The 23202-nt window shown below is 66.8% G+C and carries 27 protein-coding genes; 16 read left to right on the forward strand and 11 right to left on the reverse strand.

Annotated elements, in window-relative coordinates; genetic code table 11:
* Nucleotides 1-199 precede the first annotated feature (199 nt).
* From AC3A6I_RS16855 to AC3A6I_RS16870, 4 genes are all read left to right on the forward strand, one after another.
* Nucleotides 200-790, forward strand: coding sequence for a cob(I)yrinic acid a,c-diamide adenosyltransferase (locus AC3A6I_RS16855; RefSeq protein WP_487544921.1), 591 nt, complete (start codon nt 200-202; stop codon nt 788-790).
* On the forward strand, nt 791-1474 hold the full coding sequence (locus tag AC3A6I_RS16860) for a rhomboid family intramembrane serine protease (protein ID WP_487544922.1): 684 nt from the start codon (nt 791-793) through the stop codon (nt 1472-1474).
* A gap of 54 nt (nt 1475-1528) precedes the next feature.
* Nucleotides 1529-1711 (forward strand): hypothetical protein, encoded by a 183-nt coding sequence (locus AC3A6I_RS16865; RefSeq protein WP_487544923.1) that lies wholly within the window; start codon nt 1529-1531, stop codon nt 1709-1711.
* Between the two features lie 135 nt (nt 1712-1846).
* A complete protein-coding gene (locus tag AC3A6I_RS16870; protein WP_487544924.1) occupies nt 1847-2464 on the forward strand; it encodes a sugar O-acetyltransferase in 618 nt (205 codons plus the stop codon).
* Between the two features lie 176 nt (nt 2465-2640).
* Here the strand turns inward: AC3A6I_RS16870 and AC3A6I_RS16875 are convergent, their stop codons facing one another.
* Nucleotides 2641-3528: a PfkB family carbohydrate kinase gene (locus AC3A6I_RS16875; protein ID WP_487544925.1), complete on the reverse strand. Its 888-nt coding sequence runs from the start codon at nt 3526-3528 to the stop codon at nt 2641-2643.
* Between the two features lies 1 nt (nt 3529).
* A complete protein-coding gene (locus AC3A6I_RS16880; RefSeq protein WP_487544926.1) occupies nt 3530-4189 on the reverse strand; it encodes a TlpA family protein disulfide reductase in 660 nt (219 codons plus the stop codon).
* A 21-nt stretch (nt 4190-4210) separates the two neighbouring features.
* Here AC3A6I_RS16880 and argH point away from each other — a divergent pair, with 21 nt between their 5' ends.
* The 3 genes from argH to AC3A6I_RS16895 all read left to right on the forward strand — a co-directional run bounded on the left by argH (nt 4211) and on the right by AC3A6I_RS16895 (nt 8511).
* Nucleotides 4211-5656: an argininosuccinate lyase gene (gene argH / locus AC3A6I_RS16885; RefSeq protein WP_487544927.1), complete on the forward strand. Its 1446-nt coding sequence runs from the start codon at nt 4211-4213 to the stop codon at nt 5654-5656.
* A 286-nt stretch (nt 5657-5942) separates the two neighbouring features.
* The gene (gene lysA, locus AC3A6I_RS16890; protein ID WP_487545052.1) at nt 5943-7199 is read left to right on the forward strand and encodes a diaminopimelate decarboxylase; all 1257 of its coding nucleotides are present in this window, start codon (nt 5943-5945) and stop codon (nt 7197-7199) included.
* A gap of 208 nt (nt 7200-7407) precedes the next feature.
* Nucleotides 7408-8511, forward strand: a complete 1104-nt coding sequence (locus AC3A6I_RS16895) for a winged helix DNA-binding domain-containing protein (protein ID WP_487544928.1) — start codon at nt 7408-7410, stop codon at nt 8509-8511.
* A gap of 118 nt (nt 8512-8629) precedes the next feature.
* Here AC3A6I_RS16895 and AC3A6I_RS16900 read toward each other — a convergent pair whose 3' ends face one another.
* Nucleotides 8630-9040 (reverse strand): response regulator, encoded by a 411-nt coding sequence (locus AC3A6I_RS16900; protein WP_487544929.1) that lies wholly within the window; start codon nt 9038-9040, stop codon nt 8630-8632.
* 1 nt (nt 9041) lies between these two features.
* Nucleotides 9042-9962: a zinc-ribbon domain-containing protein gene (locus AC3A6I_RS16905; protein ID WP_487544930.1), complete on the reverse strand. Its 921-nt coding sequence runs from the start codon at nt 9960-9962 to the stop codon at nt 9042-9044.
* Between the two features lie 159 nt (nt 9963-10121).
* On the opposite strand from AC3A6I_RS16905, the gene ftsE reads away from it, so the two are divergent.
* The 4 genes from ftsE (at nt 10122) to AC3A6I_RS16925 (ending at nt 13143) form a co-directional block, all read left to right on the forward strand.
* The gene (gene ftsE / locus AC3A6I_RS16910; protein WP_487544931.1) at nt 10122-10796 is read left to right on the forward strand and encodes a cell division ATP-binding protein FtsE; all 675 of its coding nucleotides are present in this window, start codon (nt 10122-10124) and stop codon (nt 10794-10796) included.
* Nucleotides 10789-11736, forward strand: coding sequence for a cell division protein FtsX (locus tag AC3A6I_RS16915; RefSeq protein WP_487544932.1), 948 nt, complete (start codon nt 10789-10791; stop codon nt 11734-11736). Before ftsE ends, AC3A6I_RS16915 begins: the two co-directional genes overlap by 8 nt.
* Nucleotides 11737-11864: 128 nt before the next feature.
* The gene (locus AC3A6I_RS16920; RefSeq protein WP_487544933.1) at nt 11865-12689 is read left to right on the forward strand and encodes a lysophospholipid acyltransferase family protein; all 825 of its coding nucleotides are present in this window, start codon (nt 11865-11867) and stop codon (nt 12687-12689) included.
* A 109-nt stretch (nt 12690-12798) separates the two neighbouring features.
* The gene (locus tag AC3A6I_RS16925; protein WP_487544934.1) at nt 12799-13143 is read left to right on the forward strand and encodes a hypothetical protein; all 345 of its coding nucleotides are present in this window, start codon (nt 12799-12801) and stop codon (nt 13141-13143) included.
* Nucleotides 13144-13252: 109 nt separating this feature from the next.
* Here AC3A6I_RS16925 and AC3A6I_RS16930 read toward each other — a convergent pair whose 3' ends face one another.
* Nucleotides 13253-13807, reverse strand: a complete 555-nt coding sequence (locus AC3A6I_RS16930; protein WP_487544935.1) for a gamma-glutamylcyclotransferase — start codon at nt 13805-13807, stop codon at nt 13253-13255.
* An 86-nt stretch (nt 13808-13893) separates the two neighbouring features.
* Between AC3A6I_RS16930 and AC3A6I_RS16935 the strand changes: the two genes are divergently transcribed.
* A complete protein-coding gene (locus AC3A6I_RS16935) occupies nt 13894-14901 on the forward strand; it encodes a DUF2125 domain-containing protein (RefSeq protein WP_487544936.1) in 1008 nt (335 codons plus the stop codon).
* A 289-nt stretch (nt 14902-15190) separates the two neighbouring features.
* Here AC3A6I_RS16935 and AC3A6I_RS16940 read toward each other — a convergent pair whose 3' ends face one another.
* Both AC3A6I_RS16940 and hisC read right to left on the reverse strand, forming a co-directional pair.
* Complete coding sequence (locus AC3A6I_RS16940) at nt 15191-16174, reverse strand: prephenate/arogenate dehydrogenase family protein (RefSeq protein ID WP_487544937.1); 984 nt, start codon at nt 16172-16174, stop codon at nt 15191-15193.
* A complete protein-coding gene (gene hisC, locus AC3A6I_RS16945; RefSeq protein ID WP_487544938.1) occupies nt 16174-17277 on the reverse strand; it encodes a histidinol-phosphate transaminase in 1104 nt (367 codons plus the stop codon). The genes AC3A6I_RS16940 and hisC overlap by 1 nt, the downstream gene beginning before the upstream one ends.
* Nucleotides 17278-17388: 111 nt before the next feature.
* On the opposite strand from hisC, the gene AC3A6I_RS16950 reads away from it, so the two are divergent.
* Nucleotides 17389-17715 carry a DUF718 domain-containing protein gene (locus tag AC3A6I_RS16950; RefSeq protein ID WP_487544939.1) on the forward strand — a complete coding sequence of 109 codons (327 nt, stop codon included), beginning with the start codon at nt 17389-17391 and terminating at the stop codon, nt 17713-17715.
* Here AC3A6I_RS16950 and AC3A6I_RS16955 read toward each other — a convergent pair.
* Nucleotides 17712-18452, reverse strand: coding sequence for a class I SAM-dependent methyltransferase (locus AC3A6I_RS16955; protein ID WP_487544940.1), 741 nt, complete (start codon nt 18450-18452; stop codon nt 17712-17714). The genes AC3A6I_RS16950 and AC3A6I_RS16955 overlap by 4 nt on opposite strands.
* Before the next feature lie 92 nt (nt 18453-18544).
* Between AC3A6I_RS16955 and gloB the strand changes: the two genes are divergently transcribed.
* Together gloB and AC3A6I_RS16965 are read left to right on the forward strand one after the other, a co-directional pair.
* Nucleotides 18545-19321, forward strand: coding sequence for a hydroxyacylglutathione hydrolase (gloB, locus tag AC3A6I_RS16960; RefSeq protein ID WP_487544941.1), 777 nt, complete (start codon nt 18545-18547; stop codon nt 19319-19321).
* 282 nt (nt 19322-19603) lie between these two features.
* Nucleotides 19604-19855 carry a hypothetical protein gene (locus AC3A6I_RS16965; protein ID WP_487544942.1) on the forward strand — a complete coding sequence of 84 codons (252 nt, stop codon included), beginning with the start codon at nt 19604-19606 and terminating at the stop codon, nt 19853-19855.
* Between the two features lie 10 nt (nt 19856-19865).
* Here AC3A6I_RS16965 and AC3A6I_RS16970 read toward each other — a convergent pair whose 3' ends face one another.
* The 3 genes from AC3A6I_RS16970 to rpmF form a co-directional block, all read right to left on the reverse strand.
* Nucleotides 19866-20315, reverse strand: a complete 450-nt coding sequence (locus AC3A6I_RS16970; RefSeq protein WP_487544943.1) for a hypothetical protein — start codon at nt 20313-20315, stop codon at nt 19866-19868.
* 88 nt (nt 20316-20403) lie between these two features.
* Nucleotides 20404-21798 (reverse strand): class II fumarate hydratase, encoded by a 1395-nt coding sequence (gene fumC / locus AC3A6I_RS16975; RefSeq protein WP_487544944.1) that lies wholly within the window; start codon nt 21796-21798, stop codon nt 20404-20406.
* A gap of 101 nt (nt 21799-21899) precedes the next feature.
* Complete coding sequence (gene rpmF, locus AC3A6I_RS16980; RefSeq protein ID WP_487544945.1) at nt 21900-22082, reverse strand: 50S ribosomal protein L32; 183 nt, start codon at nt 22080-22082, stop codon at nt 21900-21902.
* 206 nt (nt 22083-22288) lie between these two features.
* Between rpmF and AC3A6I_RS16985 the strand changes: the two genes are divergently transcribed.
* A complete protein-coding gene (locus AC3A6I_RS16985) occupies nt 22289-23194 on the forward strand; it encodes a polyprenyl synthetase family protein (protein WP_487544946.1) in 906 nt (301 codons plus the stop codon).
* Nucleotides 23195-23202 lie beyond the last annotated feature (8 nt).

Below are 23202 nucleotides of genomic sequence, written 5' to 3' on the forward strand. Positions count from 1 at the left end.
TCCTCCCACCAGCTGTCATCCCTGCGAAAGCAGGGATCCATCGCGCCACCAGCGCGGGCGGGGAGTTGGACCCCTGCTTTCGCAGGGGTGACAGCCGGCGGAGGTAGCGATTACGGGGGGCCGGCAGCAACACCGCACGCGGCTATCCACCGCCCTCCCCCTGCGCTAGCCTGCCGCTCCGACTCGCGGCGGAACGCAAATGGTCAAGCTGAACAAGATTTACACCAGGACCGGCGATAGCGGCACGACCGGCCTTGTCCGCGGCCCGCGCCGCTCCAAGGCCGATCTGCGCGTCGATGCCTTCGGCACCGTGGACGAAGCCAACAGCTTCATCGGCATGGCGCGACTGCACACCGGCTCGATGCCCAAGCTCGACCGCCTGCTCGCCCGCATCCAGAACGACCTGTTCGACCTCGGCTCCGATCTCGCGACCCCTGGCGAGGACCCCGCCGATGCTCCGCCCTCACTCCGCATCACCGCCGCGCAGGCCGAGTGGCTCGAGCAGCAGATCGACATCTACAACGAGGCACTGAAGCCGCTGCAGAGCTTCGTGCTCCCCGGCGGCACCCCGCTCGCCGTGGCGCTGCACCTCGCCCGCACCGTGACGCGCCGCGCCGAGCGGCTGGTGGTCGAGCTCAAAGCCGCCGAGCCGGACGTGAATGCGCAGGTGCTCGTCTATCTCAACCGGCTGAGCGACCTGATGTTCGTGATGGCGCGCGTCGCCAATGCCAATGGCGAGAGCGACGTGCTGTGGGTGCCCGGAAAATCCCGTGGGGAGCAGCGCAGCTAGATGTTCCTGCCGCTGCACGATCGCAATCCGATCCGGCACCTCAAATTCCCCTATGTCACCTACGGCATCATCGCGCTGAACGTCGTCGTCTTCCTGATCCAGCTGGCGCAGGGCGGCAATTTCGATGCCTTCGCGGTGAAATACGCGGCGGTGCCGATCTATTTCCTCGAGCCGGCCGCGCCCGATCGCATCGCCTTCCTGCCCGACGGGGTGACGTTGTTCACCTACGCCTTCCTGCATGCCGACTGGCTGCATCTGGGCAGCAACATGCTGTTCCTGTGGGTGTTCGGCGATAATATCGAGGATGCGCTGGGCCACGTGAAATTCGCGGTGTTCTACCTGCTCTGCGCCGCCCTCTCCGGTCTCGTCTACATCGTCTTCGCGCTCGGCACCTACACTTGGCTGATCGGCGCCTCGGGTGCCGTCGCCGGTGTCATGGGCGCCTATATCGTGCTCTTCCCGCATGCCCGGGTTTACGTGCTGGCCAAGATCGTCATCCCCATCCCGCTGCCCATTCCGGCGCTGTGGATGCTCGGCGTGTGGGCCGGGCTGCAGGTCTTCTACCTCGTCATCGGCGATACCAGCCCGGTTGCCTGGACCGCCCATCTCGGCGGCCTGGTCGCCGGCGCCCTGCTCTGCATCCCGTTGAAACGCCGCGAGGTTCCGCTTTTCGGCGGACGCTGACGTTTACCAAGCCGGGCAACGCCTCGTTTACCCCTCGTCAATAAACTGGGGTGGATGGACCTCGATCTGACATCGCAACTGCTTGCCGCGCGCTCCGCATCGACGCAGCATGCGGTCTCCATCGCCGTGCTGAAGAAGTCGCACGAGATGGAGATGTCATTGATCCAGATGGTCGACCAGGTGGCGCGCAGCGCTCCGCCCCCAGGACAGGGAACCAGGGTCGACAAGCTGGCCTGAGCGGCCTTGGCCGCGCTCTGAACCGCCGCTGAACGTGGTGCCTGAAAATCGTGCCGGCGCGCGAATTTCGCGGTTTCCCCCTTGCCGTCCCTCCGCTACACGCCCTCCGACTGCGGGGGGCCGCAGGAGGTTTCGATGGCCGACACCATCGCTTACGAACAGATGCTGCGCGGCGAAACCTACGCCGCCCCCGACCGCTACATCATGGACCTGCAGGCTGCGGCGCACCGCAAGCTCCAGCACCTCAACGCCGCCCCCAATTCCGACCTCGCCAACCGCGCCGCCATGCTGGCCGATCAACTCGGCAGCTTCGGCCAGTCCATCGTGATGTCGCCGGTGACCTGGGAGTTCGGCAAGCACATTCATATCGGCGATGGTGTCTACATCAACTTCGAGTGCATCTTCCTCGATGGCGCCGAAATCCGCATCGGCGACGGCAGCGTCATCGCCCCGCGCGTGCAGTTCCTCACCGCCGGCCATCCGGTCGACCCGGATTACCGCGCCATCCGCGATGCGTCCGGCAAGATTGTCGGGGCGCATACCCACAACAAGCCGATCACGATCGGCGAGAATGTGTGGATCGGGGCGGGTGCGCTAATCCTGGGCGGCGTCACCATCGGCGACGGCTCCACCATCGGCGCCGGCAGCGTGGTGACGCGCGATGTTCCGGCCGGTGTGGTGGCTGCTGGCAACCCGTGCCGGGTAATCCGCACGATTGCGCAGGACAATGCGAAGGCTGCCAACGCGGCCTGAAGCGGCACACACCGGCCTCTCCGTGATCCTCCCCCGTTCACGGGGGAGGGGGACCGCCGAAGGCGGTCGAGGGGGCGGCCACAAGCACCGAGTCCAGTCTCGCCCCCTCCACCAGCTTCGCTGGTCCCCCTCCCCCGCTGCGCAGGGGAGGATCAGGAGAGGCAGTGCCCACCACCCTACCCCGCCAGCATCGCCTCAACCTCAGCCCGCGTCGGCGCGCCGAGCCTTCCCCCAAACCTTGTGCACTTGATCGCCGCCGCGGCCGACGCAAACGCGATCACCCGTTCCATCGCCCAGCCCTCGGTGAGCCCGAACGCAAACGCGCCGTGGAACACGTCGCCAGCCGCCAGCGTATCAACAGCCGCGACCATCGGCGCCGGTGTGTGCCGCACCGTGCCGCCCGAACCCCACCACGCGCCCTTCTCGCCCGCCGTGACGCATATGAAGCCTGGATGACTGGCCGACAGCCGCTCCGCCGATTGCAGCGGCGTCGTCCCGCCCGTCACCAGCGCCGCCCCGCCTTCCGACGCCACCACGTGGCTCGCGAGCCCGACCAGCCGCTCGATCACCTCGCGCGGGCCGACATCGGCATCGATGATGCCCGGAATGCCTGCCGCCTTGGCCGCGATCAGCGCCAGCTCCGCCGCGCCCGGCCAGCGCACGTCGGTCATCACCGCGTCGAACCCGCTGAGGTCGAGGGCCGCCTCCGGCGGCGCCATCAGGTCGGCATCGTATTTCGGCACGATCATCCGCTCGCCGGCAAAATCCATGAAGATCGTCGAGAACCCCGAGCGCGCCCCGGCCACGCGCCGCACCCGGGAGGTATCGACGCCCTCACCGGAAATCTGCGCCACCAGCCGGTCGCCGATCGAGTCGTCGCCGGCCGAAGCCCACAGCGCCGCCTCGCCGCCCAGCCGCGCGATGGTCGCCGCCTGCGCCGCGGCCATGCCTTCGGCCACCTCGACCGCCTCGGTGGGAATGAACTTTCCCGGTCCACCCGGCAACTCCGGCAGCCGGAAGATGGTGTCCATCGTCAGCGCGCCGACGCAGAGGATTTTTGCCACGTCAGGCCCCGATCAGCGCTTCGACCACGGCCTTGCCGTCATTGGAATCCCACGCCGCCGGCCCCTGCAGCACGCCGAGCTCGCAGCCCTTCTCGTCGAGCAGCAGCGTCGCCGGCAGGCCCACCGCCACCGCCTGCTGCTGCAGCCGCTTGAACGCGTCAAAACTCGAATCCGCATAGAGCGGCAGATGCGTCAGCCCCTCGTCCTCGAGGAATTTTCGCGCCTTGGCGAGGCCTTCTTCGCCCACATCGAGGTTGATCGGCAGCACCATGAATGTGTCCGAGTTGTACTGGTCGGCAATCGCCTGCAGCGCCGGCATCTCCTCGCGGCACGGAATGCACCAGCTGGCCCAGAAATTGACCAGCAGGCGCTTGCCGGCGAAATCGGCGATGGTCTTGGGCGCCCCGGCCTCGTCGGCAAAGCCGAGATCGGCATAGCCGCGCCCCTCGCCGGTGCCGAGCACTGCCGCCAGCAGCCCGGTGGCCGCCGCGTCGATTTTCTGGCCCTTCACCACCTGCGGCTCGCATTGCTTCGCCTGCGCCGGCATGAAGTTGCCAACGACAAGGGTAAGGACTAGTGCTACCGCCGCGCTGCCGAGCGTAATCAGCAGCACCCGCCTGGGGTTGAGTTTCCGCGTCGGCGTGGGGCTGTTGTCGGTCATTCGGATACCGTTGGAGTTGAGATGAGCAATCGCATGTGGGGCGGCCGTTTTGCGACGGGCCCCGACGCCATCATGGAAGAAATCAACGCCTCCATCGGCTTCGACCAGCGACTGTTCAAGCAGGACATAGCCGGGTCTATCGCACATGCCACGATGCTGGCGGAAGTGGGCATCCTGACCCAGTCCGACCGCGACGCCATCATTTCCGGCCTGAACTCGGTGCTCGGCGAGATCGAAACCGGCACGTTCACATTCTCGCGCGCGCTCGAGGACATTCACATGAATGTCGAGAGCCGGCTCAAGGACCTGATCGGCGATCCGGCCGGGCGGCTGCATACCGCCCGCTCGCGCAACGACCAGGTCGCGACCGATTTCCGCCTCTATGTCCGCGACGCCATCGACACGCTGCTGGCGCAGATCAGGACGCTGCAGCTGGCTCTCGTGCGCCGCGCCGAGACCGAAGTCGCGACCATCATGCCGGGCTTCACGCACCTGCAGAACGCCCAGCCGGTCACCTTCGGCCACCACCTGCTCGCCTATGTCGAAATGCTCGGCCGCGACCATGGCCGCTTCGAGGATGCGCGCAAGCGCCTCAACGAAAGCCCGCTCGGCTCGGCCGCGCTGGCCGGTACCCCCTACCCCATCGATCGCGAGATGACGGCGCAGGCGCTCGGCTTCGACCGCCCGACCGCCAACTCGCTCGACGCCGTCTCCGACCGCGACTTCATCCTCGAGACGCTGAGCGCCGCGAGCCTCTGCGCCATGCACCTGAGCCGCTTCGCCGAGGAGCTGGTGATCTGGTCGTCGGCCCAATTCGGCTTCGTGAAGCTTTCCGACAAGTTCACGACCGGCAGCTCGATCATGCCGCAGAAGCGCAACCCCGATGCCGCCGAACTGATCCGCGCCAAGGTCGGCCGCATCATGGGCGCTCTGACCAGCCTGCTGATCGTCATGAAGGGCCTGCCGCTCGCCTATTCCAAGGACATGCAGGAAGACAAGGAAGTCGCCTTCGACGCGCTCGACTCCCTCTCCCTGTCGCTCGCCGCCATGACCGGCATGGTCGAGGATATTGTCGCCAACCGCGAAAAGATGCGCGCCTCCGCCAATGCCGGCTTCTCGACCGCCACCGATATCGCCGACTGGCTGGTCAAGCAGGCCAACATCCCGTTCCGCGAGGCCCACCACATCACCGGCCAGATCGTCGCGCTGGCCGAACAGAAGGGCATGAGCCTCGACGGGCTGACCATTGAGGACTTCAAGTCGATCGACGAGCGCATCGACAGCCGCATCCACAAGGTGCTGAGCGTCGAGGCCTCGGTAGCCGCCCGCAAGAGCTATGGCGGCACCGCGCCCGAGAATGTCGCCGCACAGGCGGCGCGCTGGAAGGAAATCCTCACCGGCGAAAAGAGCGAGCCGGTCAAGGTCCGCGGCGGCCACGGCCACGGCGATGGCGGGGTTTCGGACTAGCCTCTGGCATCGCGCCCAAAAGAGTTCCCCCACCCCTGTCCCCTCCCCGCAAGGGGGAGGGAGACGCTCAAGCGAACGCCGGCGCCAGTGGGACGAAGACCTGCGAGCGCAGGTCACCTCCCCCCTTGCGGGGGAGGGACAGGGTGGGGGGGCATCTTCGAGACCCGATCCCTCCCTTCGCAGGCAGGATCACCTCCCCTTATCGGCCCCATCGAGAAGTCTAGCTTCCCCTCCGCGCCCCTTTCGCCTAGAGCTTCCGCCGGATTTCGCGGGGCGCTTCACCTTGGTGCATCACTTTGAATATCGCGGCGACAAGCTGTTTGCCGAGGACGTCGACCTGACCCAGCTGGCCGGTAAGGTCGGCACGCCCTTCTATGTCTATTCAGCCGCGACCCTCCGCCGCCACGTGCGCGTGATGCGCGAAGCCTTTGCCGGCATGGATACGCTCGTCGCCTACGCCATGAAGGCCAACTCGAACCAGGCCGTGCTGAAGCTGATCGCCAGGGAAGGCGCCGGCGCCGACGTCGTTTCGGGCGGCGAGCTCGAGCGCGCCATCGCTGCCGGCATTCCGCCCAACAAGATTGTGTTCTCGGGCGTCGGCAAGACCTTTGCCGAAATGCGCCGCGCGCTCGAACTCGGCATCAAGTGCTTCAACCTCGAGAGCGAGCCCGAGCTGGAACGGCTGAGCGACGTTGCCGTGTCGATGGGCGAGATCGCGCCGGTCTCCGTCCGCATCAACCCCGATGTCGATGCCGGCACGCACAAGAAGATCTCGACCGGCAAGGCCGAGAACAAGTTCGGCATCCCCTATGCCCGCGCCCGCGAGGTCTATGCCCGCATCGCCGAGCTGCCGGGCGTCCGCGCCGTCGGCGTCGACATGCATATCGGCAGCCAGATCACCGACATGCGGCCGTTCGACAACGCCTTCGCGCTGCTCGCCGAGCTGATCCGCGACCTCAAGGCCGCCGGCCACGACATCCGCCACGCCGATGTCGGCGGCGGGCTCGGCATCCCCTACCACCACGACGAGGAAGCCCCGCCGCTCCCCACCGCCTATGCGGAGATTGTCCGGAAGCATATCGCCCCGCTGGGCGTGTCGCTGGTGCTGGAGCCCGGCCGGGTGATCGTCGGCAATGCCGGCATCCTCGTCACCAAGGTCGAGTATGTGAAGGAGGGGGCGAAGACCTTCGTCATCGTCGACGCGGCGATGAACGACCTGATCCGACCGACCCTCTACGAGGCGCACCACGACATCCAGCCGGTGGTCCATTCCAACCTGCCGCAGATCACCGCCGACGTGGTCGGCCCGGTCTGCGAAACCGGCGACTTCCTCGCCCAGGACCGCAAGATGGCCGGCGTCAAGGAAGGCGACCTGCTCTCGGTCATGTCCGCCGGCGCCTATGGCGCCGTGATGGCCTCGAGCTACAACTCCCGCCCGCTGGTCCCGGAGGTGCTGGTGGATGGCGCCAGGTGGCACGTCATCCGGCCGCGCAAGTCGATCGAAGAGCTGATCGCGCTCGATAGCGTCCCGGACTGGATTTGAGGGGTGCCTCTGGCCGCCCCCCTCTCTTGCGAAACCGCAACCCCGATGCACTTGGCGGGCACCCTCTCCCCCCTGGCGGGGGAGACGCGAGACTTACGAGCGCAGCGAGTTAGTCGCAGCAGAGAGGGGGTCGCGGCAGCCCCACTGCTGACAAACCCTGTCACCAGCCCCAATCTACCATCGCCCTATCCTGACAAGGAGACGTGCGATGCCGACGACCCTGACCGACCGCCAGCTCAACCGGGCCACCCTCGCCCGCCAGATGCTGCTCGAACGCTCCGATATGGGCATCGTCGAAGCCGTCGAATGGCTGCTCGGCCTCCAGGCCCAGCAGACCCATGATCCCTATATCGGCCTATGGTCGCGGCTGAACGGCTTCACCCATGAAGCGCTTACGGCGCTCATCGTCGATCGCACCCTCGCTCGCGCCACCACCATGCGCGGCACGCTGCACCTCCATACCGCCGACGACCTGATCGGCATTCGTGAGCAGATGCAGCCGTTCCTGCGCACCGTCTGGCTCAGCAATTTCAAGAAGCGCTCCGGCAACGTCGACGAGGCCGCCGTACTGAAGCTGGCGCGCAAGCTGCTCGACGCCGAACCGATGACCGCCGGCGCGCTGGGCAAGAAGCTGAAAGAGCAATTCCCCGCCGCCGAGCCGCTGGCGCTGACCACCTTGCTGCAATCGACCGACACGCTGGTCCAGATCCCGCCCACCCGCATCTGGGGCTCCGGCCACGCGCCCGTCCTCACGCGCCTGCAGAACTGGCTGCCCACGCCCCATATGCGCCCGGTCGCCCGTGAAACCCTGGTCCGCCGCTACCTCGCCGCCTACGGCCCGGCCAGCGTCGCCGACATGCAGACCTGGTCGCGCCTCACCAAGCTCGGCGAAGTGTTCGAAGCCCTGCGCCCCGAGCTCGTCACCTTCACCGCGCCCGATGGCCGCGAGCTGTTCGACCTGCCCGACGCACCGCGCCCCGATGCCGATACGCCCGCGCCGGTGCGCTTCCTGCCGCTCTACGAGAATGCCTATCTCGGCTACGACAACCGCCGCCGCATGCTCGCGGAACTCGACGAGAAGCGCATCAACCTGTTCGCCGATTTCAAGCCAGCCGTGCTGATCGACGGCGTCATCGCCGCCGGCTGGGCCATCGAGCATAAGAAGGGCCACGCCACGCTCAGCATCGAGCCCTATCACAACCTGCGCAAAGCCGCCGTCGCCGAGTTGGAGCGCGAAGGCGACCGCTTCGTCCGTTTCATGGCGGAGAAGGCGGAGGCCTACGACATTCAGATCTTGGAGGAGCGAGGCTGAGGGATTCATCCCCTCACCCTGGCCCTCTCCCCTGAGGGGAGAGGGGACGCACTTTGCACCGGCAGTGCACATCGCCCCCTCTCCCCTCCGGGGAGAGGGTCGGGGTGAGGGGCCGGACCTAGTGCACCAGCGCGGCCCGCGCCAGCGACACGATCTCAGCCGGCCGGCCGTTCAGCGCGTCGTCCACCTTGCTCAGCACCTGCGCCAGCGTGAACGGCTTGGGGATCACGTCATAGACCAGCTGGTCGAGCCCGTGCGCCCGCTCGCGCTGGTCGGCAAAGCCGGTCATCAGCATGATCGTGACGCCGGGCCAGCTCGCCCCGACATTGAGCGCCAGCGCGATCCCGTCCATCACCGGCATCTTGATGTCGCTGAGCAGCAGGTCGAAGCGCCCGGCCTCGGCCGCCATTACCTCGGAGGCGAGGCCCCCGTCCTCCGCTTCCACCACCTCGTGGCCGGCATGCTGGAGGGCGCGGCACACGAAGGCGCGCACACCATCATCGTCTTCGGCAAGCAGGATCCTGGCCATATCAATGCGTCTCTTCAACGGGTTCGTCTGGTATCGATTCAATCGGCGCCGCATCGCGCGGCGTGCGGCCATCGGCAAAACTCAGGCGCAGTTCGCGCGCCCCCTCAGGCGGCTTGGCGAGCTCGGCAGACAGATCCACGACCTCGCCCGGCGCCACATCCGGCGCCGGCGGCACTACGCTCCACTCGTAAACCGGCGCGCCATGCTCATCGAGCAGCGTCGCCACCACCGGAGGAATCGCCGTGCGCCTGCCGCCGATGGCGCGGATCTTCGCCGTCACCACAAGTGCGGTTTCCTCGCCGCGCCGCGTCGTCAGCGTCGTCACGTCCGAAAAGTCGAGCCCGACCACATTCACCGGCATCCCCACCGCGGCGTAGACGCCTGCCATAGCCGGCAGCGCCCGCACGATCTCGGTGCGGAACATGACGCCACCCGCCACCACCGCGACCAGCAGCAACACCGCGAGCATGCGCACCAGCGGATAGAGCCGCGCCAGTGGCAGCCCCCGCTTCGGTTCCGGCGTCTTGGGCTTGGTCGGCTCCGCCTTCGCAGCAGCAGCGGCCGGCTCGTCGACCGCGGTACGCGGCGCCAGCGCTGCCTTGATCTCGGCGATCGATTTCACCACTTCGGGCGGCGGCGGCTGGTCGAGCGGCATCAGCTTGCGCAGTGCGCTCGGCACCGTCGCGAGCTCGCCGCGCTTCTCCACATCGGTGAACTGCTTGTCGAGCGCCTCTTCCTCGCTCGGCGTGAACAGCCGGTCGTCCTCGATATCGAAGGCCGGCGCCTCGGCCAGCCACGCCTTGCCGCAATGCGCGCACGAAACATTGCGCCCGCGCTCGCCCAGCGTCTCGGGCGGCACCTGGTAGCGCGTCCCGCAATGCGGGCAGGCAATCACGACTGTCGCTGGCTGGATCGAAGGCATGTCCGAACCTAGCCGCCCGGCGGTTAAGTTTCCTCAAACCGCTGCTGGCCCAAACTGCAATCGCCTCCAAGATTTGGGCTGAATTCTGGGTGAGAACGCGGCCGGCAGCAAACTGCCGCTGTTAAGATGCGATGCAACTGATTCGGAGCGGATGACCCGGTGATCGAGTTCTCCAATGTCGGCCTGCGCTATGGCCAGGGCCCAGAGATCCTGCGCGATCTCACATTCCGGATCGAACCCGGCACGTTTCACTTCCTCACCGGCCCCTCCGGTTCGGGCAAGACCTCGCTGCTGCGCCTGCTGCTCTTGTCGCTGAAGCCGACCCGCGGCCGCGTCACCCTGTTCGGCAAGGATACCTCCTCGCTCGACCAGGACGCGCTGCTGCAGATGCGCCGTCACATCGGCATCGTGTTCCAGGAATTCCGCCTGCTCGACCATCTCACCACCTTCGAAAATGTGGCGCTGCCGCTGCGTGTGCTCGGCGAGCCGGAGTCGAGCTACAAGGCCAATGTTACCGAGCTCCTGCAATGGGTCGGCCTCGGCGAGCGCCTCGACGCGCTCCCGGCCGTGCTCTCGGGCGGCGAAAAGCAACGCGCCGCCATCGCCCGCGCGGTGATCGGCCGGCCGGACATCCTCCTCGCCGACGAGCCCACCGGCAACGTCGACCCCGAGCTGGCCTTGCGCCTGGTCCGGCTGTTCGCCGAGCTCAACAAGATGGGCACCACCATCATCCTCGCGACGCACGAGCTGCCGCTGCTCGACAGCTTCCCGTTCCCGCGCATGAACCTGCAGGATGGCCAGATCCTGTTCAGCGAGGGAGGCTCGGGTGGCTGAGCTGAAAATGCCGAAACTCCCCGCCTTTGCCGGCTTCGCCAACCGCGAACGCAACGCCGCGATCGTGCCCGAGCGCTCGGTCGCCGGTCGCACCCTGGTCCTGCTCATCGCCATCATGACCTTCCTCTCGGGCGTGACGCTCGGCGGCGTCGTGCTGGTGCAGAAATCGGCCATCGCCTGGTCGTCCGATGTCGGCCGCGAGATGACCATCCAGATCCGCCCGGTCGAGGGCGAGGTGATGGAATCGAACCTGCGCACCGCGGTCGCTCTCGCCGAAGCCACCCCCGGCGTTGCGGCGGCCCGCGCGCTGTCGCTCGAGGACAGCCAGAAGCTGCTCGAGCCGTGGCTGGGCGCTGGCCTCGATCTCACCGCCATCGATATCCCCCGCCTCGTCGTCGTCGAGCTCGCCGATCCGGGCGAGGCCGATATCGAAAAGCTGCAGCGCGACCTGCAGGCGGTGCAGGGCGCCAGCCTCGATACGCATGCCGCCTGGCGTCAGCAGCTTAACGTCATGGCCGGCACCATCGTCGCCTCCGGCCTGCTCGTCCTCAGCCTGATCGTCGTCGCCACCGTGCTCGCCATCGTCTTCGCGACGCGCGGCACCATGGCGTCGAACCGCGAGATCGTCGACGTGCTGCACTTCATCGGCGCCTCGAACAATTTCATCGCCGGCGAATTCCAGGGCCGCTTCCTGACCATCGGCTTCCGCGGCGGCATCTTCGGCGGCCTTGGCGCGCTCATCTTCTTCCTGCTGGTCGGCCTCGCCGCCGGCTCCATGGTGCCGCAGGAAGCCGGCCAGCAGCTCGGCATCCTGTTCGGCCGCTTCGCGCTCGGGCTCGATGGCATGCTCGGCATCCTCGCCACCGTACCGGTCATCGCCGCCCTCACCGCCATCACCTCGCGCCTCACCGTGCGGCGCTTCCTGCAGCGGATTTCTTAGGCGGGAAGTCGAAAGTCGGAATTCGAAGGTCGAACAGGCCATCTCCGCCCGACCTCCGAACTCCGACGTCCGTTGACCCAGCCCCCGATTCCACCCCACCTTGCCCGTCCATTCGGGGGAGAAACAACGTGATCGTCCAAACGATCCGCTCGCTGCTGTTCTACGCGTTCTTCTACGTGCAGACGGTGCCACTCGCGATCATCGTGGGGCTGAGCGCCATCCTGCGTGGCCGCACCCGCTTCGGCTGGGCCCTCGCCCTCTACTGGATCCACTCCAACATCGCCGCCCTGCGCGTGCTCGCGGGCATCAAGACCGACGTGCAGGGTGCCGAGAACATCCCGGCGGGTCCCTGCATCATTGCGTCCAAGCACATGAGCGACTGGGACATTTTCGCCCTGCTCCCCGACGCCCGCCGGCCGGCCTTCATCGCCAAGAAGGAACTGATCGACATACCGTTCTTTGGCCAGGCGGCACGGGCCTTCGATACCATCCGCATCGACCGCTCGCTCGGCGGCGACGCCATCCCGCTGATGCTGGCCGACGCGCAGGGCGCGCTCGATCGCGGCGCCCGCATCATCATTTTCCCCGAAGGCACCCGGAAAGCGCCGCTCGACCCCTACGACTACCGCTATGGCGTCGTCCGCCTCTACGAAGGCCTCAATGTCCCGGTCGTGCCGGTGGCGCTCAATTCCGGCCTGTTCTGGGGGCGCAACAGCCTGCGACTCTGGCCGGGCACGGCCCGCGCCCGCTTCCTCCCCGCCATCCCGCCCGGACTGCCGCCGGAAGAGTTTCGCGCCCGCCTGATCGGTGCCATCGAGGGCGAAACCAACCGCCTGATCCTGGCTACCTGCGAGGAGGGCCTCAGCCGTCCGCTCACTCCCGAACTACGCGCCCGGCTCGAGGCGCTGCAACAAGGGATCGCCCCCCAGGCGGCCAAACCTACTACATCTTGACGCGACTCGCGACGCAGCCCATAGGTGTAGATGCCAGCCTGGGCGACGCTTGACATTTGTCTAAAATCCGTTCTATCTTTGTTCCCCTTTGCTAGGCATGGAGTTGGGGATGGTGCCGACGCTGGATCGTACATTGCTGGAGACGGCGTCTCAGCATCCGGTGAACTGGCGCGGCCGGTCGGGGCGTTTCTATGCGCTCGAACCCCGCCCCCTCGACATGTTCACCTTTACCGGCGACGAACTCTACCTGATCGCGCTCGGGCCCCATGTGCTGTGGGCCGGCGGCGCTCTCGACCTTGTCGAAGACCCGGTGAGCCGCGCCCGCTTCCGTCTCGCCATGGACTGCGCCGACCGCGTCTTCCGCGTCGAAGCCAGCCCCGACGCCGTGGAGCGGCTGACCGTGGTGTGGGACCTCGAAGGCGCCGAGCCGGTTCTGGGGTTGAACGCGGCGTGAAGTGAGAAAACGAGAAGGTAGAAATTAGGAGGTAGAAGGTAGGCGCTGTCCGCCAGTCTCCACCTTCTAACTTCTACTTTCTAGTTTCTACCTTCTACCTTCTCCCTCTTCACGCCGTCACCACCACCGGCACATCCGTCCCGCCCAGCGCCGCGACTACCTCGTCGAGATAGCGGTCGCCGATCCCGAGTTCGTTCAGCCGCCGCGCCGTCTCGAGTACATATTCGGGGTTCGCTCCGGACTCGCCGACCCCGCGCCGCACCAGCCGCACCTGCTCGGCAATCTCGAGCTTGCCGGCATACTGCACGTGCCGTGTGTCGGCGAGGAAGGCCAGCGCGGTCGTCATCGTCCCGTCCGCCAGCATGATCGGCCGCCGCGCCTCCTTGTAGACGCCACGATCCATCTCGCGCTCGGTCAGGTAAGCGTGCACCTCGTCCCAGGCCTCGTCGTCCACCTCGAACGCCATGCCCCGGCATGAGCCACCGGGCATCAGCCCGAACACCAGTCCCGGCTGCGCCTCGGTGCCGCGATGCCGGTAGGAGTAGACGCACAGGCGACGATGCACGCCACGCAGCAGCGCCACCTGCTGGCTGACGAAGTCGAAGCCCGGCCGCCAGATGAGCGAACCGTAACCGAATACCCAATGCGTGGATTTCTGCTGCACGAGTCCTCGACCGCCTTGCCGCGGTCACGTTCCTATCGATACGGTCCGCCCGGCGCAACCGGTGCGCCCGCATGGGAGATTTGACGTTGCGGAAGTTCCTCTGGCTTGCCATCGCCATCATCCTCGTGGTGGCCGGCTGGAGCGCAGGCTGGCTATGGGCCGCCGGCGAGGTGCGCAACCAGGTCGCGCTGCTGGCCGAGGCCGACGGCGAGAGCGCCCCCAGGCTCACCTGCGACACCTTCAACGTCTCCGGCTTCCCCTTCCGCTTCGACCTCGACTGCGTCAACGGCACCGTCGTCGACCAGGACCTGACCGTCACCGTCCCCGAACTGCGCGCCACCCTGCTCGCCTACAGCCCGACCCATATGATCTTTTCGGCCAAAGGCCCCTTCGCCTATGCCGATGCCTTCACCGGCAGCCAGCGCCGGCTCGATTTCGCCAGGCTCGACGGCAGCCTGCGGCTCGCCTCGGCCGATCTGCTGAAAGGGTTCAGCGGCGAAGGCTGGCGCATCGCCCGGCTCTCCGTCCAGGCCGACGAGCTGATCGTCACCGACGTCGTCGCCGGCGACGTGTTCGAAGCCAGCGCCCGCCACGTCGAAGCCCATCTGATCGACATCCCGGAACGGCTCGACCGCGCCGCCGGCACCGCGACACTCGCCCAGTACGTCGCGGCCGAAGGCCTCACCCTGCCCGGCCTCAACATCCATGACGGCAATCTGACGCTGGAATCCCAGCTCACCGCCCTCCCCGCCGACCTCCGCGACTTCGCCGCCCCTGACGCCATCCGCAACTGGCAGGCCCGCGGCGGCATCCTCAAGATCGCAAAGCTCGCCGGCAACCAGGCGAGCCCGGAAGAATCCTTCGACATCGACGGCGAACTCAGCCTGTCGGGCGGCGGCTTCGCCCAGGGCCAGCTCAACTACCGCACCAGGGCAGTCCTCGACCGCCTCGCCCAGGTCGTCCCCGCCATGTCCCTCGCCATGCTCCGCGGCGCCCCGCAACCGGACGGCACCTACGCCAACAGCCTCACCATCGCCGACGGCCAGGTGAAGCTCTTGACCTTCGTGTTCATGGAACTGCCGGCGTTGTTTTGAGGCATCTCGGGCGCCGCGCTCTAGCCGCACCCACTGGCTGTCACCCCTGCGAAAGCAGGGGTCCAACTCGCAGCGCGCACAGCCGGATAGATGGATCCCTGCTTGCGCAGGGATGACAGCCGGTGATCGGACACAATCGTGCCACAGCAAATCCTCCCCCGTTTACGGGGGAGGGGGACCGCCGAAGGCGGTGGAGGGGGCGGCCGTAAGCACCGCCCGTGCCACAACGTCCCCTCTCCCCTCCGGGGAGAGGGTCAGGGTAAGGGGCCGTTCGTCGGATCGCAACGCCTCAGGCGTCCTCCCCGCCCCCGTGCTCCCGCACCTGGAACGCCGGCGTATCCTGCGGCTGCACCACCGCATTGTCGGTCTTGCCATGCGGCCGGCCAAAGTCCGGCGCCGCCGTCTCCTGCCCCGCCGTGATGATCGAGCGCCGCACGGCGCGGGTGCGGGTGAACAGCTCCTGCATCCCGGGCCCATCGCCGACACGCACCGCGCGCTGCAGCCGGCTCAGGTCTTCGAGGAACCGCCCCAGCATCTCCAGCACCGCGTCGCGATTGGTGAGGAACACGTCGCGCCACATCACCGGGTCGCTGGCGGCGATGCGGGTGAAATCGCGAAATCCCGAGGCCGAGAACTTGATCACCTCTGACTGCGTATCCGCTTCTAGATCGGCGACCGTGCCGACAATATTGTAGGCGATGAGGTGTGGCACGTGGCTGGTGATGGCCAGCACCATATCGTGGTGCGCCGCATCCATGCACTCGACATTGGAGCCGAGCGCGCCCCAGAACGACATCAGCCGGTCGACCGCCACGCGATCGACATCGGCCTTGGGCGTCAGCACGCACCAGCGCCCGACGAACAGGTCGGCAAAGCCGGCGGCGGGGCCGGAATGCTCGGTGCCCGCCAGCGGGTGGCCGGGGATAAAGTGCACGCCGGCCGGCAGCAGCGGCTCGATCACCTTCATCACATGGCCCTTCACCGAGCCGACATCGGACAGGATGGCGCCCGGCGCCAGATGCTCGCGGGTGCGCTCCATCACCTCGCCATAGACGCCGACCGGCGTGCAGAGGATGACGAGGTCTGCCCCCTCGACCGCCTCGGCGGGATCGAGCGTGTAGATATCGCCCAGCCCGAGCTGGCGCGCCTCCTCCAGCGTCTCCGGCCGATGCGTGGCGATGGCGATCGTCTCCGCGAGCCCCTTGAGCCGCACACCGCGCGCGATGGAGGAACCGATGAGGCCAATGCCGATCAGCGCAAGTTTCTTGAACATCAGCGTTCTCCCGGCGCGCCGAACGCCTTCAGTACGTCCACCACCGCCCGCATGTCTTCCTCGAGCCCGATCGAGATGCGCAGCCCCTCCGGAATGCCGTAGCCATGCATCTCGCGGACCAGCAGGCCCTTGTCGCGCAGCGCGGCGAAGGCGGCCTTCGCTGTCGCGACGTCCTCGAACAGCGCCAGCACGAAATTGCCCTGGCTCGCCGGTACGCGGATAGCGTTGCCGCTCAGCGCCGCCGTGATCCAGCCGCGCCACTTGTCGTTATGCGCCCGCAGCTTCGCGGTGAACTCGACATCCCGCGCCGCCGCGGCCGCAGCCGCCTGTCCCGACAGCGACACGTTGAACGGCCCGCGAATGCGGTTCACCGCATCGACGATATGGTCGGGGCCATACATCCAGCCCACCCGCTCGCCGGCAATGCCCATCTTGGAGAAGGTGCGCACCATCACGACATTCTGCGCGCTGTCGACGAGGTCGATGCCGACCGAGTAGTCGGTGGCCGTCACATATTCCGCATAGGCACTATCGAGTACGAACAGGATGTCCGGCCGGAGCCCGGCATGCAGCCGCTCCACCTCGGCCTTGCTGAGGTAGGTGCCGGTCGGGTTGTTCGGATTGGCGAGGAAGACGACCTTGGTCTTCGCCGTCACCGCCGCCAGCAGCTTGTCGACATCGGCGCGATAGTTCGTCTCGGGCGCCATGACGATCTCGGCCGAAGCGCCGCGGGTGATGATCGGATAGACGTTGAAGCCGTACTGGCTCATCACCGCCTCGTCGCCCTCGCCCAGATAGACTTGCGCCAACAGGTGCAGGATGTCGTCCGAGCCGAAGCCGCACACGATCCGCTCCGGCGCAATGCCATGCACCTCGCCCAGTGCGGTCCTCAGTTCGCGCGAAGAACCTTCGGGATAGATATGCATCCGCCCGGCCATCTCTCGGTAGGCTTCGATCGCCTTCGGGCTCGGGCCCAGCGGGGACTCGTTGGCCGACAGCTTCACCAGCTTCACCCCGGCCGGCGTGTCCGAGCGGCCCGGCACATAGGGCGCGATCTTGGTGATCCCGGGCTGCGGGACGGGGCGTTGTTGGAATTCGTTCATCTGCGTGGCGAACTAGGGGGCAAAATCGTGGCGGACCATATGGGAACGCCCCCCCGCATGCAAAGGAACTCTGCTAGTATGCCCCCGCGTCGTCCAGCGGAGGAGGTTCCGATGACGGCAATGAACGTCGTCCACATGCGCGTCAAACCCGGACATGTCGACGAATTCCTGAGCATACACAAAGACCTGGATGCAAGGCCGCTGGCCGGCCTGCGCAACTTCTGGATCGTCAAGACCGGCGAGCGCGACTATTGCGTGGTCGGCGAATGGTCCTCGATGGAGGCTCTCATCGGCGCCCGCCCCGCCATGATCGCCAACCTCGACCGCCTCCGCCCCCACCTCGAAGACCTCGGCGGTGGCCGCGGCGTCACCGAGCCGTGGTCCGGCGAGGTCGCCTTGAACCTGCGGCCGGAGACGGCCGCCGAAAGCGCGCTCTAGCGCTCGAGGCTCTGCATCGCGGCCTGCGGCGATAGCGCCGGCACGCGCACATAGCGCTCCGCCCGTTTGCGCCGTGGCACGGCCGGGAACAGCTCCTTGCGCGCCAGGACGCAATGGACGCCGGCAAAAGTTGGCCCGAACAACCGACCGGCCCGCTCGAAAAAGCGCGTCGATTTGAGCATCAGCGGTTTCTGCGACGGCGGCAGGTAGAGCGCGTCCTTCCACTGCTCGGGGACGAAGCTGTGGTCGCGCAGCAGCCGCTCGAGCTGGCCGCGCGAGAAGGCCCGGCCATCGCCGAACGGCGTCGTGTCGACCGACGACCACATGCCGCGCCGCTTGGGCACCACCACGATCAGCCGGGCATTGGGGGCCGACACCCGCCACAGCTCGCGCATCAGCTCCTCGGTGTCGCCGACATGCTCGAACGCATGCACCGCGATGATCACGTCGACCGCCGCATCGGTCAGCGGCAGTTCCATCGGATCGCACAGCACCGTGTGCGACGGGCCCTCGCGCGGCCAGGCCGAGGCGCCTTGTCGCGCCGGCATGGCCGCGATCACCCGTTCGGCCGTCTCCAGCGTGAACCGCATATAAGGCGTGGCAAAGCCAAGCCCCAGCACGCGCTGGCCTTTCACGCTGCCGGCAAAGCGCATGATCTCCTTGCGCAGCAGGGCGCGCGCGATATTGCCCAGGGGTGACCTGTAAAATCCGATCAGCCGCTCGACATGTGAGGTCATGGCGTTGTCCGAAAAGCTCCTCTACCTTCTGTCATGCTTCACTGCCGCCTGTCACCCGGGGCGGCTCCTGACCCACCCGGAGACTCCGTTTCGTGCCGCTCCTCATCGATATCTTCCTCTGCCGCAGCGATAACTTCGGCTACCTCGTCCACGACATCCAGTCCGGCAAGACTGCTGCCATCGACGCACCGGACGCCAAGGCGATCAAGGCTGCCCTCGCCCGCCGCGGCTGGCAGTTGACCGACCTGTTCATCACCCACCACCACACCGACCATGTCGAAGGCATTCCCGAGCTCAAGCGCGAATATGGCGTGCGCGTCACCGGCCCCAAGGCCGAGCAGGAGAAGATCCTAGGGCTCGATGTCACCGTGTCGGCGAGCGACACTGTCTCGCTCGGCGAGACCGACTTCATCGTCATCGAGACGCCGGGCCACACGCTCGGGCACATCGCCTATTACGATCCGACTGGCCGACACCTGTTCTCGGCCGATGCGCTGTTTTCGCTCGGCGTCGGCCGCATGTTCGAAGGCACGCCCGGCCCGATGTGGGAAGGGCTCGAGGAGTTGCGGGCCCTGCCCGACGATACGCTGGTCTATCCCGGCCACGAGTACACGGCCTCCAACGCCGCCTTCGCCCTGAGCGTCGATCCGCGCAATCCGGCGCTCAACATCCGGGCCACCGAGGTCAAGCGCCTGGTCGAGGGCGGCAGCTTCACCATTCCGGTGACCCTGGGCATGGAGAAGGCCACGAATCCCTTCCTGCGCGCCGACCAGCCGGCGCTGGCCAAGGCCGTGGGCCTGCCCGCCGACGCACCGCCGGCCGCCGTATTCGGCGCACTGCGTAAGGCCAAGGACGAGTTCAAGGGCTAAGCGCTCTCGTTCAGATTCAAGACGAGAATGCTGCCCCTCACCCTGGCCCTCTCCCCGGAGGGGAGAGGGGACGCCAGACCACGGCCAGTGCCACGTCGCTCCCTCTCCCCTCCGGGGAGAGGGCCGGGGTGAGGGGCAGTCCGCTATGCTTGGGGCTATCCCGTATGCGCTCGCGACCCGCGCGGTTAACCCTTTGCTAGCAAAGCACGGGAAAGCGCGCACGTTTCGTTGCAACCTTCGATCGCCGTTGCGACGTTGTCATCGCAACGGGACGTGGATGCGATGGACGAGACCGAGGCCGACCGCCCGATTTTCCGCCTGCCGGGGAACAAGCCCTCTCCGCGCGAGCGGCTGCGCATCGCCCCGGCAACGACGAGCGCCGACTTCGCCAGCCAGATTATGGTCGGCCGCCACGCCGTGCCTGAGGACGATCCGCGCATCGTCACCGAGCAGGCGGTCACCGCCTACGACAAGGGCGCCCGGATCGCCGTGCGCCGCATGCCAGCCGGCTATCGCAAGACGATCGTGACCTGAGCTGGCTGCCTCAACTCATCGAGACGTCGCGGCCGGCGCCGGTGATCGACACGGTAAAGCCCGCGACCACATCGACGATCGCCATCATCATCAGGATGAAGAACACCGAGCTCGCGGCGGCGCCGACGAGCAGGAACTCGACGAGGAAGATGACGAACACCACCACTGACAGCATATGCTCGATCACCGAGTTGCGCCCGGTATTGGTGGATTTCAGCACCTCGAAGAACAGACACACGAGCCCCACGACGAGCAGCAGGTCGCCGGCCGTCAACGACCACTGCACGCCCGAAACCATAGGAATGGTGAGCAACTGCTGCGACCAGCCCGAGGGCAGCCCACCCATGAACAGGAAGCCGACGAAATTGTAGATGATCAGCGGCAGGATCAGCAGCGGCGGAATGAAGGCGCCATTCCGGACGCGCCGCTCCGGCGGAAGAAATACGGTATTGTCGGACATCGCGGCACTCCTGACTGCGTGTGCCGCGGACAATGCCAAAGCCACGCAGGCGGAGCTAGCCCCGCCCGGAAATTTCGCACTGTAACCACTAGACCTTGAGCGGCCCGACCATCTGCTCCGGCCGAACCTCGGCGTCGAACTCCTCGCCGGTGAGCAGGCCCAGGTTGATCGCCTCCTCGCGCAGCGTCGTGCCGTTCTTGTGCGCCGTCTTGGCGATCTTGGCGGCGTTGTCGTAGCCGATCTTGCGGTTGAGCGCGGTGACCAGCATCAGCGACTGGTCGACCAACTGCTTGATGCGCTTACGATCCGGCTCGATGCCGACGGCGCAGTTGTCGTTGAACGACTTGGCCGCATCGGCAAGCAGGCGCACCGACTGCAGGAAATTGTAGGCGATCACCGGCTTGAACACGTTGAGCTCGAAATTGCCCTGGCTCGCAGCAAAGCCGATGGCCGCGTCGTTGCCCATCACCTGCGCCACCACCATGGTCATGGCCTCCGACTGGGTCGGATTGACCTTGCCCGGCATAATCGACGAGCCGGGCTCGTTCTCGGGAATGGTGATCTCGCCCAGGCCCGAGCGCGGGCCCGACGCGAGCCAGCGCACGTCATTGGCGATCTTCATGAGCGCGGCAGCGAGCTGCTTCAGCGCGCCGGAGGTGCCGACGAACGCATCGTGCCCCGCCATCAGCGCGAACTTGTTCGGCGCGGTGACGAAGGGCTGGCCGGTCAGCGTCGCGATCTCGGCGGCGACCGTCTCGCCATATTTGGGATGGGCGTTGAGGCCGGTACCCACCGCCGTGCCGCCTAACGCCAGCTCGTAAAGCTGCGGCAGCGTCGCACGGATGGCCTTGAGCGCCAGGTCGATCTGCGCCACCCAGCCGGAGATCTCCTGGCCGAGCGTCAGCGGCGTCGCATCCTGCAGGTGCGTGCGGCCGATCTTGACCACCTCCATGAATTCCTTGGCCTTGCCGTCGAGCGTGTTGCGCAGCAGCATGACCCGGTCGATCAGGTAGTCCTCGATCGCCGCCACGGCGGCGATGTGCATGGCCGTCGGATAGGTGTCGTTCGACGACTGGCTCATGTTGACGTGATCGTTGGGGTGGATCGGCTTCTTCGAGCCCATCGTGCCGCCCGCCATCTCGATGGCGCGGTTGGAGATCACCTCGTTGACATTCATGTTCGACTGGGTGCCCGACCCGGTCTGCCACACCACCAGCGGGAAGTGGTCGGCGAGCCGGCCGGCGATTACCTCGTCCGCCGCTGCGACGATCAGATCGCGCGTCTTGTCGTCCATCAACCCGAGCTTGTGGTTGGCGAGCGCCGCCGCCTTCTTCAGGATGCCGAAAGCCCGAATGATCTCGACCGGCATCTTTTCGCCACCGATGTCGAAATTGGCGAGCGAGCGGGCCGTTTGCGCCCCGTAATACTTCTCGGACGGCACATTGATCGTGCCCATGGAGTCGGATTCGACGCGCGTGCCCATGCCGGAAATTCCCTCGGTCAAATGAAAACGGCCGGCACCTGATACCGGGGCCGGCCGCTATTATTATTCTTGGTTTCGCAAGTGAGCCTCAGCCCGGAAGCTTATGACTTCTTGGGCTCGAGAATCTGCCGGCCGCGATACATGCCGGTCTTGAGGTCGACGTGGTGCGGACGACGCAGCTCGCCCGAATCCTTGTCCTCGACATAGGCCGGGGCGGCGAGGCCGTCGGCGGAGCGGCGGAAACCGCGCTTCATCAGCGACGTCTTGCGCTTTGGCACTGCCATGGTTGTTACTCCTGGTTCAATAGCATTTCGCCGAAGGCGTTCCGGCGACTAACAGACGGGGTCTGTCGGGAATTGCGGGGGTCTATAGAGCACAATCGCCCGCATGGGAAGGGGCGAAATTGGCGCCTCGGCAGCTTTGCTGCACCATTCCGGACCCAGGGCAAATCCGTTACAAGCGCGTGACCCGCCCCGAACGATATCCAGCCGTGACCTACTCCTTCCGCGACGATCTTGCCAGCACCGCCGCCGACACCGAGCGTGCCCTCGACGAGTTGCTTTCCCCCGGCCGGCTGACCGGCCCGGGCGTACCGCCCGACCGCCTCGTCGCCGCCATCCGGCATGGCAGCCTCAACGGCGGCAAGCGCCTGCGTCCGCTGCTTGTGCGGCAGGCGGCGCGGGTGTTCGGCGTTGCGGACGCGGCAAGCGTCACCGCCGGCCTCGCCGTCGAGATGGTGCACTGCTACTCGCTGATCCACGACGACCTGCCGGCGATGGACGACGACGACCTGCGCCGCGGCCTGCCGACCGTGCACAAGGCCTATGACGACGCCACCGCCATCCTCGCCGGCGATGCGCTGCTGACCCACGCCTTCGGCCTGCTCGCCGCAGAGGCCGCCCACCCCGACCCCGCAGTCCGCGCCCGGCTGGTACTCGAGCTCGCCTCCGGCGCCGGCGCCGGAGGCATGGTGGGTGGCCAGATGCGCGACATCGAGGGCGAAACCACTTTCCTCACCGAACGCGCCATCACCCAGATGCACGCGATGAAGACCGGCGCCCTGATCCGCGCGTCGGTCCGCATCGGCGCCCTCCTCGGCGGTGCGAGCGACGAGCAGCTGGCATTGCTCACCAGCTATGCCGAAGCCGCCGGCCGCGCCTTCCAGCTCGCCGACGACATTCTCGACGTGACGGCAACGACCGAGACGATGGGCAAGGCGACCGGCAAGGACGCGGGGGCCGGCAAGCAGACCATCGTTTCACGGATCGGCGTCGACGCGGCACGCCGCGAACTCGGTGAAGTCATCCACGATGCATTGGGTGCCCTCGTCTCGTTCGAGGAGCACGCCACGGGCCTGCGCGAAACGGCAAAGTTCTTCGCCGAGCGCGAAAACTAGACTACGGC

It is taken from the genome of Devosia sp. Soil_C_22 (assembly GCF_057657195.1).